This is a genomic window from Streptomyces pratensis (assembly GCF_037137275.1).
GTDB lineage: Bacteria > Actinomycetota > Actinomycetes > Streptomycetales > Streptomycetaceae > Streptomyces > Streptomyces pratensis_B.
On sequence record NZ_JBBBEN010000052.1, the window covers coordinates 117,451 to 130,806 of the forward strand.

Annotated in this window: 15 protein-coding genes; 14 read left to right on the plus strand and 1 reads right to left on the minus strand. The window is 74.3% G+C overall.

The annotated features are described in order from the left end of the window. Positions 1-175: 175 nt before the first annotated feature. From V9U70_RS02825 to V9U70_RS02835, 3 genes are all read left to right on the plus strand, one after another. Positions 176-1,465, plus strand: coding sequence for a PucR family transcriptional regulator (locus tag V9U70_RS02825; RefSeq protein ID WP_336672812.1), 1,290 nt, complete (start codon positions 176-178; stop codon positions 1,463-1,465). 84 nt (positions 1,466-1,549) lie between these two features. Next, positions 1,550-2,137: a helix-turn-helix domain-containing protein gene (locus V9U70_RS02830; RefSeq protein WP_336672813.1), complete on the plus strand. Its 588-nt coding sequence runs from the start codon at positions 1,550-1,552 to the stop codon at positions 2,135-2,137. Positions 2,138-2,192: 55 nt separating this feature from the next. Beyond that, a complete protein-coding gene (locus V9U70_RS02835) occupies positions 2,193-3,485 on the plus strand; it encodes an MFS transporter (protein ID WP_336672814.1) in 1,293 nt (430 codons plus the stop codon). 31 nt (positions 3,486-3,516) lie between these two features. Here V9U70_RS02835 and V9U70_RS02840 read toward each other — a convergent pair whose 3' ends face one another. After that, entirely contained in the window at positions 3,517-4,149 is a 633-nt protein-coding gene (locus tag V9U70_RS02840; RefSeq protein WP_336672815.1) for a TIGR03085 family metal-binding protein, read from the minus strand. An 83-nt stretch (positions 4,150-4,232) separates the two neighbouring features. Between V9U70_RS02840 and hisI the strand changes: the two genes are divergently transcribed. The 11 genes from hisI (at position 4,233) to lgt (ending at position 13,297) form a co-directional block, all read left to right on the plus strand. Further along, positions 4,233-4,613 carry a phosphoribosyl-AMP cyclohydrolase gene (gene hisI, locus V9U70_RS02845; protein WP_336672816.1) on the plus strand — a complete coding sequence of 127 codons (381 nt, stop codon included), beginning with the start codon at positions 4,233-4,235 and terminating at the stop codon, positions 4,611-4,613. Between the two features lie 11 nt (positions 4,614-4,624). Then, entirely contained in the window at positions 4,625-6,118 is a 1,494-nt protein-coding gene (locus tag V9U70_RS02850; RefSeq protein ID WP_336672817.1) for an anthranilate synthase component I, read from the plus strand. 14 nt (positions 6,119-6,132) lie between these two features. Beyond that, the gene (locus V9U70_RS02855; RefSeq protein WP_336672818.1) at positions 6,133-6,807 is read left to right on the plus strand and encodes a TIGR02234 family membrane protein; all 675 of its coding nucleotides are present in this window, start codon (positions 6,133-6,135) and stop codon (positions 6,805-6,807) included. Positions 6,808-6,921: 114 nt separating this feature from the next. Beyond that, on the plus strand, positions 6,922-7,173 hold the full coding sequence (locus V9U70_RS02860) for an HGxxPAAW family protein (RefSeq protein WP_336672819.1): 252 nt from the start codon (positions 6,922-6,924) through the stop codon (positions 7,171-7,173). A 230-nt stretch (positions 7,174-7,403) separates the two neighbouring features. Then, the gene (locus V9U70_RS02865) at positions 7,404-7,793 is read left to right on the plus strand and encodes a DUF2752 domain-containing protein (RefSeq protein WP_336672906.1); all 390 of its coding nucleotides are present in this window, start codon (positions 7,404-7,406) and stop codon (positions 7,791-7,793) included. A gap of 115 nt (positions 7,794-7,908) precedes the next feature. Further along, complete coding sequence (gene trpC / locus V9U70_RS02870; protein WP_336672820.1) at positions 7,909-8,718, plus strand: indole-3-glycerol phosphate synthase TrpC; 810 nt, start codon at positions 7,909-7,911, stop codon at positions 8,716-8,718. A gap of 8 nt (positions 8,719-8,726) precedes the next feature. Then, positions 8,727-8,939: a tryptophan biosynthesis modulator TrpM gene (gene trpM, locus V9U70_RS02875; protein ID WP_336672821.1), complete on the plus strand. Its 213-nt coding sequence runs from the start codon at positions 8,727-8,729 to the stop codon at positions 8,937-8,939. Between the two features lie 242 nt (positions 8,940-9,181). After that, positions 9,182-10,468 (plus strand): tryptophan synthase subunit beta, encoded by a 1,287-nt coding sequence (gene trpB, locus V9U70_RS02880; protein ID WP_336672822.1) that lies wholly within the window; start codon positions 9,182-9,184, stop codon positions 10,466-10,468. Next, positions 10,465-11,277 (plus strand): tryptophan synthase subunit alpha, encoded by an 813-nt coding sequence (gene trpA / locus V9U70_RS02885; protein ID WP_336672823.1) that lies wholly within the window; start codon positions 10,465-10,467, stop codon positions 11,275-11,277. The genes trpB and trpA overlap by 4 nt, the downstream gene beginning before the upstream one ends. A gap of 75 nt (positions 11,278-11,352) precedes the next feature. Next, a complete protein-coding gene (locus V9U70_RS02890) occupies positions 11,353-12,222 on the plus strand; it encodes a DsbA family protein (protein ID WP_336672824.1) in 870 nt (289 codons plus the stop codon). Positions 12,223-12,310: 88 nt separating this feature from the next. Beyond that, positions 12,311-13,297 carry a prolipoprotein diacylglyceryl transferase gene (gene lgt / locus V9U70_RS02895; protein WP_336672825.1) on the plus strand — a complete coding sequence of 329 codons (987 nt, stop codon included), beginning with the start codon at positions 12,311-12,313 and terminating at the stop codon, positions 13,295-13,297. The last annotated feature ends 59 nt before the right edge of the window (positions 13,298-13,356 follow it).

A 13,356-nucleotide genomic window follows, 5' to 3' on the forward strand; every position in this document is an offset into this window, starting at 1 on the left:
CGGCGGCCCGGGTTGCAGGACCGTGATGACAAGTTCCGCGCAGACCCCTAGGTACCGACCGGGCGGTATGTCATTCTGCGGGCGTCAGGATCATTCGGCTGCGCTCGTGCCCTGCCGGGCCGGGCGCTCCGGGCCGGCCCATCGCGCAGCCGGCCGATTCCCGGTGGAGGCCGCCATGCCCCAGGTCGTACGTTCGCGGATCGCGGTGCCGCACGGCACGCCTTCGGCGGCGCCGTCGCCCCAGCGCTTCCGTTCTCTCGCCGACCGCGAGGCCGTGGAGGTGCTGCACCGGGCCGCCCGGGTCCTCGTGGCCTCGCTCCCGGCGCTCACCGACCGGCTCGTCGCGTCCCTGTACGAGCAGGAACCCGGCTACCGGGCGGCGATCGACTCCGACCGGGCCGAGGTCTGGCAGGAGGTCCACCACTCGCTGCGGCACAACGTCGGCTCGCTGATCCAGCCCCGGGAGTTCCGCGGGGCCGCGCACCGCACCTCCCGCCTGATCGGCGAGATCCGCGCCGGCCAGGGCGTCCCGCTCGACGCCGTCCTGCACGCCTTCCGGATGGGCGGCGCGATGGTCTGGCAGGACCTGGTGGACGAGACCGCCCGCCAGGACCCCGATGCCGTACGGCTGCTCGTCCATGTCGCCGCCGATGTGTGGAACTTCGTCGACGAGCACTGCGGGATCGTCACGGACGCCTACCGGCAGGCCGAGCGGCGGCTGTCCTGGCGGCGCGAGAACAGGCAGCGGCTGATGATCGCCGCGCTGCTCGACGGCACGGCCAGAATCGCGGACCTCTGCGAGGCGGGGACGGTGCTGGGCCTGCCGGAACAGGGCCGGTACGCGGTGCTCGCGGTCGCTTCCGCACCGGGCGGGCCCCAGCGGCCGGGGCCCGCCCGGCCCCCGCTGACGCTGCCGGCCCCTCCTGGGGCCGCGGCCCCCCTCTGGCACACCGGACCCGAGGCGGACTTCGCGGTCCTCCCGCTCACCGGCGAGCCCGGCGAACTGCACGCGCTCTCCGCCGGCCTGGACGCCCCCGCCGGGACCCGGGCCGGAATCGGCTCCGCCGTCGAGGGCCTGGCCGCGCTCGGGGACGCCCGGCGGCTGGCGGAGACCGCGCTGCGCGCCTGCCCCGCCTCCGGGGGCACGGTCCTGCTCGACGAGCACCTTCCCGACGCCCTCGTCGTCTCCTCGCCGTCCCTCGGGTCCGCGCTCGCCGCCCGGGTGCTCGGCCCGCTGGACCGGCTGGACCCCGGGGACCGGGAGGTCATCGTGGAGACCCTGACGGCCTGGCTGGACGCGGACGGCTCGGCGCAGCGGGCGGGCGCGCGGCTCTACTGCCACCGCAACACCGTCCTCAACCGGCTGCGCCGCTTCGAACAGCTCACGGGCCGCTGCCTGTCCCGGCCCCGGGACGCCGTCGAGGTCTCCCTCGCCCTGGCGGGACGCCGGCTGCTCGGAGAGTGAGGAGCGGCGCGGGAGCCCAGACGCACAGCTTTCTTTGCGCAACAAATATTGCGCAAGAAAAACTGCACACCTAGAATGGCGGTCATGCCAAGCAAGGAAACCCGCCGCGTCTCCGATCTCGCCACGCTCAAGGTGTTCGGCCATCCACTGCGCATGAAGCTCTACCGGGCGCTGTTCATCGCCCGCCGGGCCACCGCCTCCCAACTGGCCGAACAGGTCGACGAGGCTGTCTCGCTGGTCAGTTACCACCTCCGCAGACTCGCCGACCACCAACTGATCGAACCGGCCGAGAGCGACAGCGGGGACGGCCGGGAGCGATGGTGGCAACCCTCCTCCCAGGGATTCAGCTTCCGGGACGAGGACTTCGACGACGCCCCGGAGGAGGCCGCCGCGTACGCCGCGGTGGGCCGGGTCTCCTTCGACCAGCACACCGAGCTGTACCGGAGCTTCCTCGACGCCCACCGGACCTGGCCCGCGCAGTGGCGCGGCGCCGCCTTCCGCTCCGAGTGCCTGGCCCGGCTCACCGCGGAGGAACTGGCCGGCCTCAGCCGCGAGATGCACGAACTCGTCCGCCGGTACGAGGACCTGGGCCGCGGCCGGGAGGAGTCCGGTGAGACCGAGGGACGCGAGAACGTCGCCCTCCACCTGTACGGGTTCCCGTTCCGGCCCTGAGGCGCCCCGCCCCACCCCGCTCGACGCCCCCAGGCCGCCGCCCCGTAAGGACCCCATGACCGCCGCCGTCGCCGACGCACCCGAAGCCCCCGAGCGCCTCGCCCACCGCGACCCGAACGTCCTGCGCTGGCTCGGGGCGTACACCGCCTCGATGATCGGCGACAGCGTCTACTTCATGGCCCTTGCCTGGGCCGCCGCCCGGACCGGCAGCGCCGCCGGCACCGGTCTGGTCCTCGCCGCCGGCTCGATACCCCGGGCTCTCCTGCTGCTCGGCGGGGGAGTGCTCGCCGACCGCTGGGGCCCCCGCCGCGTCGTCATCGGCAGCGACACGGCCCGAGCGCTCGTCGTCCTCTGCCTCGCCGGAGCGCTGGTTCTCACCACGCCCACCGTGGGGACCCTGGTGGCCGTCGCCCTGGTCTTCGGCGCGGTGGACGCCCTGTTCCTGCCCGCGGTGGGGGCGCTGCCGCCGCGGATCACCACCACCGGCCAGCTCGCCAGGATTCAGGGCCTGCGCGGCCTGGCCGCCCGCGGCGCCGGCATCGTCGGCGCGCCGCTGGGAGGCGTCGCCGTGGCCGCCGGCGGGCCCGCACTGGCCTTCGCCGCGGCCGGGCTGCTCTTCGCCCTCTCCCTCCCCCTGCTTCTGCGGGTGCGGATCGGACCGCTGCCGGAGCCGGCGGTCCCTGCCGAGCGGCTGCCCCACGACACGGGGGCCCGCGCCCCGTCAGCCGGACAGCCGTCGACCGTCTGGCACGACCTCGTCGACGGACTGCGCCACATCCGCCGCCACCCGCTGCTCGGCCCGCTCATGCTCGTCATCGCCGTCAGCGAGCTCGGCTTCATCGGACCGCTCAACCTCGGACTGATCCTGCTCGCAAAGGAGCGCGGCTGGGGCGCGGCCGGAATGGGCTGGATCGTCGCCGGGTTCGCCGCCGGCGCGGCCTCGGCCGCCCTGGTCCTCGCCGTCCGGGGCCGGGCGCCGCGCGCCGGGCTCGTGATGTGCCTGACCGTGTTCCTCGGCGCTGCGGGCATCGCGGCGCTGGCCCACGTGCCCTCCGTGGCCCCGGCCGCCGCGATCGCCGTCCTGGTCGGCCTGTTCGTCGGCCTCGGCGGGGCCCTGTGCGGAGCGCTCGTCCAGACCTCGGCGGACCCGGCGTACCTGGGCCGGGTCACCTCCGTCTCGACGCTCTTCACCTACGCCGTCGCCCCGCTCAGCTACCCGGTCACCGGGGCCGCCGTCGCCCTCTGGGGCACCGGACCGGTCTTCGCGGCCGGCGCCGCCGTGTGCGCGGCGGGCGGCGCGGCGGGGCTGGCCTTCGCCGGCCTCCGCCGCGCCGAACTGCCCCGCTGACCCCGCGCCCCGCCGCGGCCGGGGGAGAGCCCTACATCCCCAGCTCCGCCGTGCTCAGCCGCTCCACCGCCTCCTTGTCGCCCTCCGTCTCGACGTCGGCCGCCCGCTGCCGGCCGAACGCGAACAGCAGCAGCTCGGCGGGCTCCCCGGTCACGGTCACCACCGGGGCGCCCTTGTGGGCGACCGCCGTCCGGCCGTCCGGGCGGCGCAGCACCAGGCCCACCGGGGAGCCGCGGCCCAGCAGACGGGCCGTCCTCTCGACGCGCGCCCACAGGAGGTCCGCGAAGACCGGGTCGAGTTCGCGGCGCGACCAGTCGGGCTGGGCCCGGCGCACGTCCTCCGCGTGGACGAAGAACTCGACGGTGTTCGCCGCCTCGTCGACCTGCTTGAGGGACATGGGGGAGAACCGGGGCGGGCCGGTGCGGATCAGCTGGATCAGCTCCTCGTACGGCTTTGCCGCGAACTCCGCCTGCACCCGCTCCAACCGGCTCTTCAGAGCGCTGATCACCAGCCCGCCCGCCGCGTCCGCGCGGCGTTCGCGGACCACCACGTGGGCGGCCAGATCGCGGGTTCTCCAGCCCTCGCACAGGGTCGGGGCCTCGGGTCCGGCCGCCTCCAACAGATCGGCGAGCAGAAGACGTTCACGCTTGGCATGGGTCGACATGCCCGCCAGCGTACGGCCGGAGGAGGCGGTCCGCCCAGTGGACGCGGCCCGGGAGAGCCCCGCTGCCACGGCACAATGGGCCCATGACCAGCACGCCCGGCCCCACGCCCCCCGCCAGCAGCCTCGACCCCGCCATCGCCGCCCGCCTCAAGCGCGGCGCCGACGGCCTGGTCCCGGCCATCGCCCAGCAGTACGACACCGGCGAGGTGCTGATGCTCGGGTGGATGGACGACGAGGCGCTGCACCGCACGCTCACCACGGGCCGCTGCACCTACTGGTCACGCAGCCGCCAGGAGTACTGGGTCAAGGGCGACACGTCCGGACACGTCCAGCAGGTCAGGTCCGTGGCCCTGGACTGCGACGCCGACACCGTCCTGGTCAGGGTCGACCAGACGGGCGCGGCCTGCCACACGGGCGACCGCACCTGCTTCGACGCCGACGTCGTCCTCCCTCCCGCCCAGTAAGGTCACCGGCCATGGACCTCGACACCTTCCGCAAACTGGCCGTCGACCGGCGCGTCGTCCCCGTCAGCCGCCGGCTCCTCGCGGACGGCGACACCCCGGTCGGCCTCTACCGCAAGCTCGCCGGCGAACGCCCCGGCACCTTCCTCCTGGAGTCCGCGGAGAACGGCCGGACCTGGTCGCGCTACTCGTTCGTCGGCGTCCGCAGCGCCGCTGCCCTCACCACCCGCGACGGCCGGGCCCACTGGCTCGGGACCCCGCCCGTCGGCGTCCCGGTGGACGGCGACCCGCTCGTCGCCCTGCGCGCCACCGTCGAAACCCTGCACACCCCGCGCGACCTGGTCGGCGACGCGGGGCTGCCGCCGTTCACCGGCGGCATGGTCGGCTATCTCGGCTACGACGTCGTGCGCCGCCTGGAGAAGATCGGCGAGCACGGCGGCGACGACCTGGAACTGCCCGAGCTGACCATGCTCCTCACCTCTGACCTCGCCGTCCTCGACCACCGCGACGGCACCGTCCTGCTGATCGCCAACGCGATCAACCACAACGACCTGGCCACCGGCGTCGACGAGGCCTACACGGACGCCGTCGCCCGCCTCGACGCCATGGAGCAGGACCTGCGCCGCCCCGTCGAGAGCGCCCCCGCCGTGCTGCCCCCGTCCGAGCTGCCGCCGTACACCGCGCTGTGGGGCCAAGGGGCGTACCAGGACGCCGTGACGGACATCAAGGAGCGCATCCACGCCGGTGAGGCCTTCCAGGTCGTCCCCTCCCAGCGCTTCGAGACCCCCTGCGCCGCGAGCGCCCTGGACGTCTACCGGGTCCTGCGGGCCACCAACCCGTCCCCGTACATGTACCTCTTCCGGTTCGACGGGTTCGACGTCGTCGGCTCCAGCCCGGAGGCCCTCGTCAAGGTCGAGGACGGACGGGCCATGGTCCACCCGATCGCCGGCACCCGGCACCGCGGCGAGACCCCGCAGGAGGACCAGGCCCTCGCCGACGAACTGCTGGCCGACCCCAAGGAACGCGCCGAGCACCTGATGCTCGTCGACCTCGGCCGCAACGACCTCGGCCGGGTCTGCGAGCCCGGCAGCGTGGAGGTCGTCGACTTCATGTCGATCGAGCGCTACTCCCACGTCATGCACATCGTCTCCACCGTCACCGGCCGGGTCGCAGAGGACCGCACCGCCTTCGACGTCCTGACCGCCTGCTTCCCCGCGGGCACCCTCTCCGGCGCCCCCAAGCCCCGCGCCATGCAGATCATCGAGGAGCTGGAGCCGAGCCGCCGGGGCCTGTACGGGGGCTGCGTCGGCTACCTCGACTTCGCCGGGGACTCCGACACCGCCATCGCCATCCGCACCGCCCTGCTCCGCGACGGCACCGCGTACGTGCAGGCCGGGGCGGGGGTCGTCGCCGACTCCGACCCGGTCGCGGAGGACACCGAATGCCGCAACAAGGCGGCCGCCGTGCTCCGTGCCGTCGATACGGCCAACCGGCTCCACGAACGCTGAACCGGTAGGGGATAGTGGAGGGCGTGAGCGCTGCCCCCGTACCCCAGCCCCGTGCCCGCACCGCCGGCCCCGCCCCCGGTGGCGCGCCCGACTCCGCCGGGAGCCGCCGCAGTCTCGCGGCGGCCCTGCTCCTCGGATCGGCCGGCGCGACCGTCGTCCTCCTCGCCTCCGGGCAGACGTGGGCGAGCGGCGAGGCGGCGACCGGCGGCGGGGCCCTGCCGCTGACCGCCGAAGGCCGTGACGTCACCGGCCTGCCCGCCGCCCTCGCCGTCGTCTCCCTCGCCGCTCTCGTCGCCCTCTTCGCCGTACGCGGCGCGGGCCGCCGGATCGTCGCCGCCCTGCTCGCCCTCAGCGGCCTCGGAGCGGGGATCGGCGCCTGGGCCGGCGCCGTCGACCGCGCGGCGCTCGACGAGGAGGCCGCCCGCACCACCGGCGACGCGTCGGCCGCCATCGAGGCCCTCACCCACACCGCCTGGCCCTACGTCACGGCCGCGGGCGGGCTGCTGATCCTGCTCGCCGGGCTCCTCGCCCTGCGCTACGGCAGCCGCTGGCCTGCCATGTCCGGAAAGTACGAACGCGACGGCTCCCCGCGCCCCCGCCGGGCCCCGCGGACCGCGCCCGACCCGGAGCGGCCCGAGGAGCTGTGGAAGGCCCTGGACCGCGGGGAGGACCCGACGCGCGAGGGGTGACCCCCCACGCTCACCTCCGTCCGGCCCGTACGGGACAATGGGCGTGAGCCGTCCCCCGGGCGGCGGCCCCAGTCACAGCGACACCCACAGCGCAACACCAACGAGGAGCAACTCATGGCGGGCAGCAGCCACGGACACACCCCGGCCGCCTGGACCGGTGTCATCATCTCCTTCATCGGCTTCTGCGTCGCAGGCGTCTTCATGGTCGCGGCCAACCCGCTCGGCTTCTGGGCCGGCATCGCCGTCATCTTCCTCGGCGGGATCGTGGGCTTCGCCATGAAGGCCGCCGGTCTCGGCATGCCGAAGGAGTCCGCCGAGATGGCGGAGGCCCGCGCGAGCGCCGGGCGCGCCCAGACCTCCCACTGAGCCTGCCGCCGGCCCGCCCCGGCGAGCGACACGCAAGAGGCGCGGCCCCCGCCGGGGCTGCGCCTTCGCGTCCGGGCGGGGACAATCACCGGGTGGACGCCTCACCTCCCCCCGCCGCACCCCCGCCCCCCGCCTCCGGTCCGGCCGCCCGGCCGCCGGGCTCCCGGGCCGCAGCCCCGGCCTCAGGAGCCCCGCCCGCCTTCGCACGGGCCCCGGCGCCCGCCTCGCGGATGCGCCGCATGGCCACCCCGGCGGGCATCCTGGCCGCCGTGGCGGGCGCCTTCGCCTACGTCGGCTCCGTCGACCCCAACGAGCCGGGCCACTACCCGCCCTGCCCGCTGCTGGAGCTCACCGGGGTGCTCTGCCCCGGGTGCGGCGGGCTGCGCAGCGCCCACGCCTTCGTCGGCGGCGACCTCGGAACGGCCTTCGGGGCCAACGCGGTCGCCGTCGCCGGCTACTTCCTCTTCGCCGCGCTATGGGTCCTGTGGCTGGTGAGGGCCTGGCGCGGACAGCCCCTGCGGATCACGCTCGCGCCCGTCTACCGGTGGGGGGCGGGAGCCCTTTTGCTGGTCTTCACCGTGGTCCGGAATCTGCCCTTCGGCTCGGCGCTCGCCCCCTGAACGCCCAGGTAGTGGGATGCGGCGTGGCCGGATGCGAGCCCTGAGGCCTCCTGCGGATACCATCGGTCTGGCTGATCCTGTTCCCTCAACACCGTTCCGGAAGGGGGCCGCTCGCGTGAGTGTGCTCGACGAGATCATCGACGGCGTTCGCGCCGACCTCGCGGAGCGGCAGGCGCGCGTCAGCCTCGACGAGCTGAAGGAGCGCGCTGCCCGCGCCCCCCAGGCCAAGGACGGAGTCGCCGCCCTGCGCGGCGAGGGCGTGACCGTCATCTGCGAGGTCAAGCGCTCCTCCCCCTCCAAGGGGGCCCTCGCCGCCATCGCCGACCCGGCCGCGCTCGCCGCGGACTACGAGGCGGGCGGCGCGTCCGTCATCTCGGTCCTCACGGAGGAGCGCCGCTTCGGCGGCTCGCTCGCCGACCTGGAGGCCGTCCGCGCCAAGGTCGACGTCCCGGTCCTGCGCAAGGACTTCATCGTCACCTCCTACCAGCTGTGGGAGGCCCGCGCCTACGGCGCCGACGTCATCCTGCTGATCGTCGCCGCCCTCGACCAGGAGGCCCTGGTCTCGCTGATCGAGCGGGCCGAGTCGATCGGGCTCACCCCGCTCGTCGAAGCGCACGACGAGGAGGAGGCGGAGCGCGCCGTGGACGCCGGAGCCAAGATCATCGGTGTCAACGCGCGCAACCTGAAGGACCTCAAGGTCGACCGCTCCACCTTCGAGCGCGTCGCCCCCGAGATCCCCGACCACATCGTCAAGGTCGCCGAGTCCGGCGTCCGCGGCCCGCACGACCTGATCGCGTACGCCAACGCCGGCGCCGACGCGGTCCTGGTCGGCGAGTCCCTGGTCACCGGCCGCGACCCGCGCGCCGCGGTGGCCGACCTGGTCGCCGCGGGCGCCCACCCCGCCCTGCGCCACGGACGGGGCTGAACCCCGCCGTGACCGGCCGTCCCGCGCCCCGCACCCGGCCGGGCCCGTGCCCCGCCGGGGCCGCGGCCCGGGACCCGCACGCCCCGCTGGCCCGCGGGTGCAGGCCGCGCGGCTGCCGCGCCCCGGCCCGCCGGGTGCACGGACGGCGGGTGCGGTACGTGATCGGCGACGAGCCCGGCCAGGTGAACGGCATGCGATGGCGCCCGGGGTCCGCGCCCTGAGCGAGCCCCGTCCGACGTACCGCAGTCCCCGCCACGGAACCGCAGCACCCGCTGACGTACCGGAGCGGGCCCCCGCCTGCCGCAGCCACCGCTGACGTGCCGGAGAGGGCGCCCGCCCGTCGACACCGCGGCCTTCCCTGCCCTCGTACGGACCCACGCCCCGACCGCCCGCCGGTCGCGGTGGCGCTTTGCCCCGGCGCATACGGTGAAGCCATCCGTTGCCATGCCAAGGAGCACGTCGCATGTCGTCCGACTTCTTCCTCCCGGACCCCGAGGGTCTGGTTCCCAGCGCCGAGGGCTACTTCGGCGCGTACGGCGGCACGTTCATCCCGGAGGCGCTCGTCGCCGCCGTGGACGAGGTCGCCGTCGAGTACGCCAAGGCCAAGGCCGACCCGGCCTTCGCCGCCGAGCTCGACGAGCTCATGGCCCACTACACGGGGCGGCCCAGCGCGCTGACCGAAGTCCCGCGCTTCGCCGGGCACGCGGGCGGGGCCCGCATCTTCCTCAAGCGCGAGGACCTCAACCACACCGGCTCCCACAAGATCAACAACGTGCTGGGCCAGGCGCTCCTCACCCGGCGCATGGGCAAGACCCGCGTCATCGCCGAGACCGGCGCCGGCCAGCACGGTGTCGCCACCGCGACCGCCTGCGCCCTGTTCGGCCTCGACTGCACCATCTACATGGGCGAGATCGACACCCAGCGCCAGGCACTGAACGTCGCCCGGATGCGGATGCTGGGCGCCGAGGTCGTCGCCGTGAAGTCCGGCTCACGCACCCTGAAGGACGCCATCAACGAGGCGTTCCGCGACTGGGTCGCCAACGTGGACCGCACCCACTACCTCTTCGGCACGGTCGCCGGACCGCACCCCTTCCCGGCGATGGTCCGCGACTTCCACCGGGTCATCGGCGTCGAGGCCCGCCGCCAGCTCCTGGAGCGCGCCGGGCGCCTTCCGGACGCCGCGGTCGCCTGCGTCGGCGGCGGCTCCAACGCCATCGGGCTCTTCCACGCCTTCATCCCCGACGCCGCGGTCCGCCTGGTGGGCTGCGAGCCCGCCGGGCACGGCGTGGAGACCGGCGAGCACGCGGCGACCCTGACCGCGGGGGAGCCGGGCATCCTGCACGGCTCGCGCTCCTACGTCCTCCAGGACGACGAGGGCCAGATCACCGAGCCGTACTCCATCTCGGCGGGCCTCGACTACCCGGGCATCGGCCCGGAGCACGCCTATCTCAAGGACTCCGGCCGCGGTGAGTACCGCGCCGTCACCGACGACGCGGCCATGCAGGCCCTGCGCCTCCTGTCGCGCACCGAGGGGATCATCCCGGCCATCGAGAGCGCCCACGCGCTCGCCGGTGCGCTGGAGCTCGGCAAGGAGCTCGGCAAGGACGGGCTGATCCTCGTCAACCTGTCCGGCCGCGGTGACAAGGACATGGACACGGCCGCCCGCTACTTCGATCTGTACGACACCGACGCCGCCGTAGAGGCGGACGCCGACAGCGACCGCGCCGAGATCGAGGGGGACGCGAAGTGAACGGCAACATCGAGCTGTTGAACACGGCCCTGGCCGCCGCCAGGGCCGAGGACCGGGCGGCGCTCATCGCCTACCTCCCTGCGGGCTTCCCGACCGTCGACGGCGGCATCGAAGCGGTCAAGGCCGTCGTCGCGGGCGGCGCGGACGTCGTCGAGGTCGGGCTCCCGCACAGCGACCCGGTCCTCGACGGGCCGGTCATCCAGACCGCCGACGACATCGCCCTGCGCGGTGGCGTCCGGATCGCCGACGTCATGCGCACGGTCCGCGAGGCACACCGGGCCACCGGCGTCCCGATCCTGGTGATGACGTACTGGAACCCCATCGACCGGTACGGCGTCGAGCGCTTCACCGCGGAACTGGCCGAGGCGGGCGGGGCCGGGTGCATCCTGCCCGACCTGCCCGTCCAGGAGTCCGCGCTGTGGCGCGAGCACGCCGACAAGCACGGTCTGGCCACCGTGTTCGTCGTCGCCCCCAGCAGCCGGGACGCCCGCCTCGCCACCATCACGGCGGCCGGGAGCGGCTTCGTCTACGCCGCGTCCCTGATGGGCGTCACCGGCACCCGTGTCACCGTCGGCGCCCAGGCGCAGGACCTGGTGCGACGCACGCGCGCCACCACCGAGCTGCCGGTCTGCGTCGGCCTCGGCGTCTCCAACGCGGAGCAGGCCGCGGAGGTCGCCGGATTCGCCGACGGAGTGATCGTCGGATCGGCGTTCGTCAAGGCGATGCTGGATGCCCCCGACGAGGCCGCCGGCATCGAAGCCGTCCGTTCGCTCGCGGGCGAGCTGGCAGAGGGTGTTCGAAAGCGCTGACGCCCAGACCACCCGAACGGGTGGATTGTGGACCGGGGAGGCGCGCTGGCGCCTCCCCGGTTCGTTGCTGCGGGTGTGAGCGACAAGATCCCTGAGGGAAACCGAAGTGCGCGTGAGCGCCTGGCCCAGCAGCGCGAGCGGGAGAAGGGGCGTGAGAAGCGCCGCCGGACACTGATCGTCTCCTCCGCGGTGGTCGGGGTGCTCGCGCTGGCCGCCGTGGTCGGCCTGATCGCGGCCAACGCCGGCAAGGACGACGAGGGCGCCCGCGCGTCGGGCCCCGCCATCGCCCCCTCGGGCGCGAGCGGCGAGGACGCCCTGACCCTGCCGGTCGGCGCGTCCGACGCGCCGTCCACGCTCACGATCTGGGAGGACTTCCGCTGCCCGGTCTGCGCCCAGTTCGAGACCGCCTTCCAGGACACCGTCGAGGAACTGGTGGACCAGGGGCGGATCAAGGTGGAGTACCACCTCGCCACCATCATCGACGGCAACCTCGGCGGCACCGGGTCGCTCCGCGCCGCCAACGCCGCCGCCTGCGCGCAGGACGTCGGCAAGTTCGCCCCGTACCACGAGGTCCTCTTCCGGAACCAGCCTCCCGAGCCGGACGACGCCTTCGCCGAGAACAGCCGGCTCATCGAGCTGGCCGGACAGGTCGAGGGGCTCGACACGCCGGGCTTCCGCAGCTGTGTGGAGGACGGCGAGCACGACAGCTGGGTGAAGAAGTCCGACGCCGCGTTCCGCGAGGGCGGCTTCCAGGGGACGCCGACCGTGCTGCTCAACGGGGAGTCCGTCTTCCCGAGCAAGGGCGACGAGCAGATCTCCCCGGAGAATCTGAAGAAGTGGGTCGCCGAGGCCAACAAGGGCAAGGAGCCGGGCACCGCCACGCCGTCCGCCCCGGGCGGGGGGCCCGCCGCTCCGGTCGCCACGTCGTCCGCGGCCGCCCCCTGACCACCGCCCGTGGCGCGGCCCTCGTTACCCATACGTTGCCGGGTGGCTTGCCGTACCCACGGTCCGGCAGGGTAGCGTCGACCTCGTCATGAACCTTGCCTCCATTCCCAGCCCGTCGACCGGCGTGATCGATCTCGGCCCGATCCCGCTCCGCGGCTACGCGTTCTGCATCATCATCGGTGTCTTCGTCGCCGTCTGGTTCGGCAACAAGCGCTGGATCGCCCGGGGCGGCAAAGCCGGCACCGTCGCCGACGTCGCCGTCTGGGCGGTGCCCTTCGGGCTCGTCGGCGGCCGGCTCTACCACGTGATCACCGACTACCAGCTGTACTTCAGCGACGGTGAGAACTGGGTCGACGCCTTCAAGATCTGGGAGGGCGGACTCGGCATCTGGGGCGCCGTCGCGCTCGGCGCGGTGGGCGCCTGGATCGCCTGCCGCCGCCGGGGCATCCCGCTGCCCGCCTGGGCGGACGCGCTGGCCCCCGGCCTCGCCCTCGCCCAGGCCATCGGCCGCTGGGGCAACTGGTTCAACCAGGAGCTGTACGGCAAGCCCACCGACCTTCCCTGGGCACTGGAGATCAGCGAAGGGCCGAACCGGGTCGCCGGCACCTACCACCCGACCTTCCTCTACGAGTCGCTGTGGTGCGTCGGCGTCGCTCTGCTGGTCGTCTGGGCCGACCGCCGGTTCCGGCTCGGCCACGGGCGGGCGTTCGCGCTGTACGTCGCGGCCTACTGCGCGGGGCGCGGCTGGATCGAGTACATGCGCGTCGACGAGGCCCACCACGTCCTCGGCCTGCGGCTGAACGTGTGGACCGCGATCGTCGTCTTCGTCCTGGCCGTCGTCTACATCGTGATCTCCGCGAAGATCCGCCCGGGGCGCGAGGAGATCGTCGAGCCCGACCGGGACGCCGAGGGCGCTGGGGGGACCGGGACGGAGGACGGCACGGAGAAGGACGCCTCGACCCAGGACGCCCCGGCGAAGGACCCGCTGACGAAGGACGCGCCGGAGGCGGGCGGCGAGCCCGCCGCCGGGACGGCGGAAGCCTCGGAGGCGGCGGGAACCGCCGAGAAGAGCTGACCGGCGGGGCCGCCGCGCCCCGCCCCTCGCACGCACCCGCATGACCCCGGTCGCGGGGA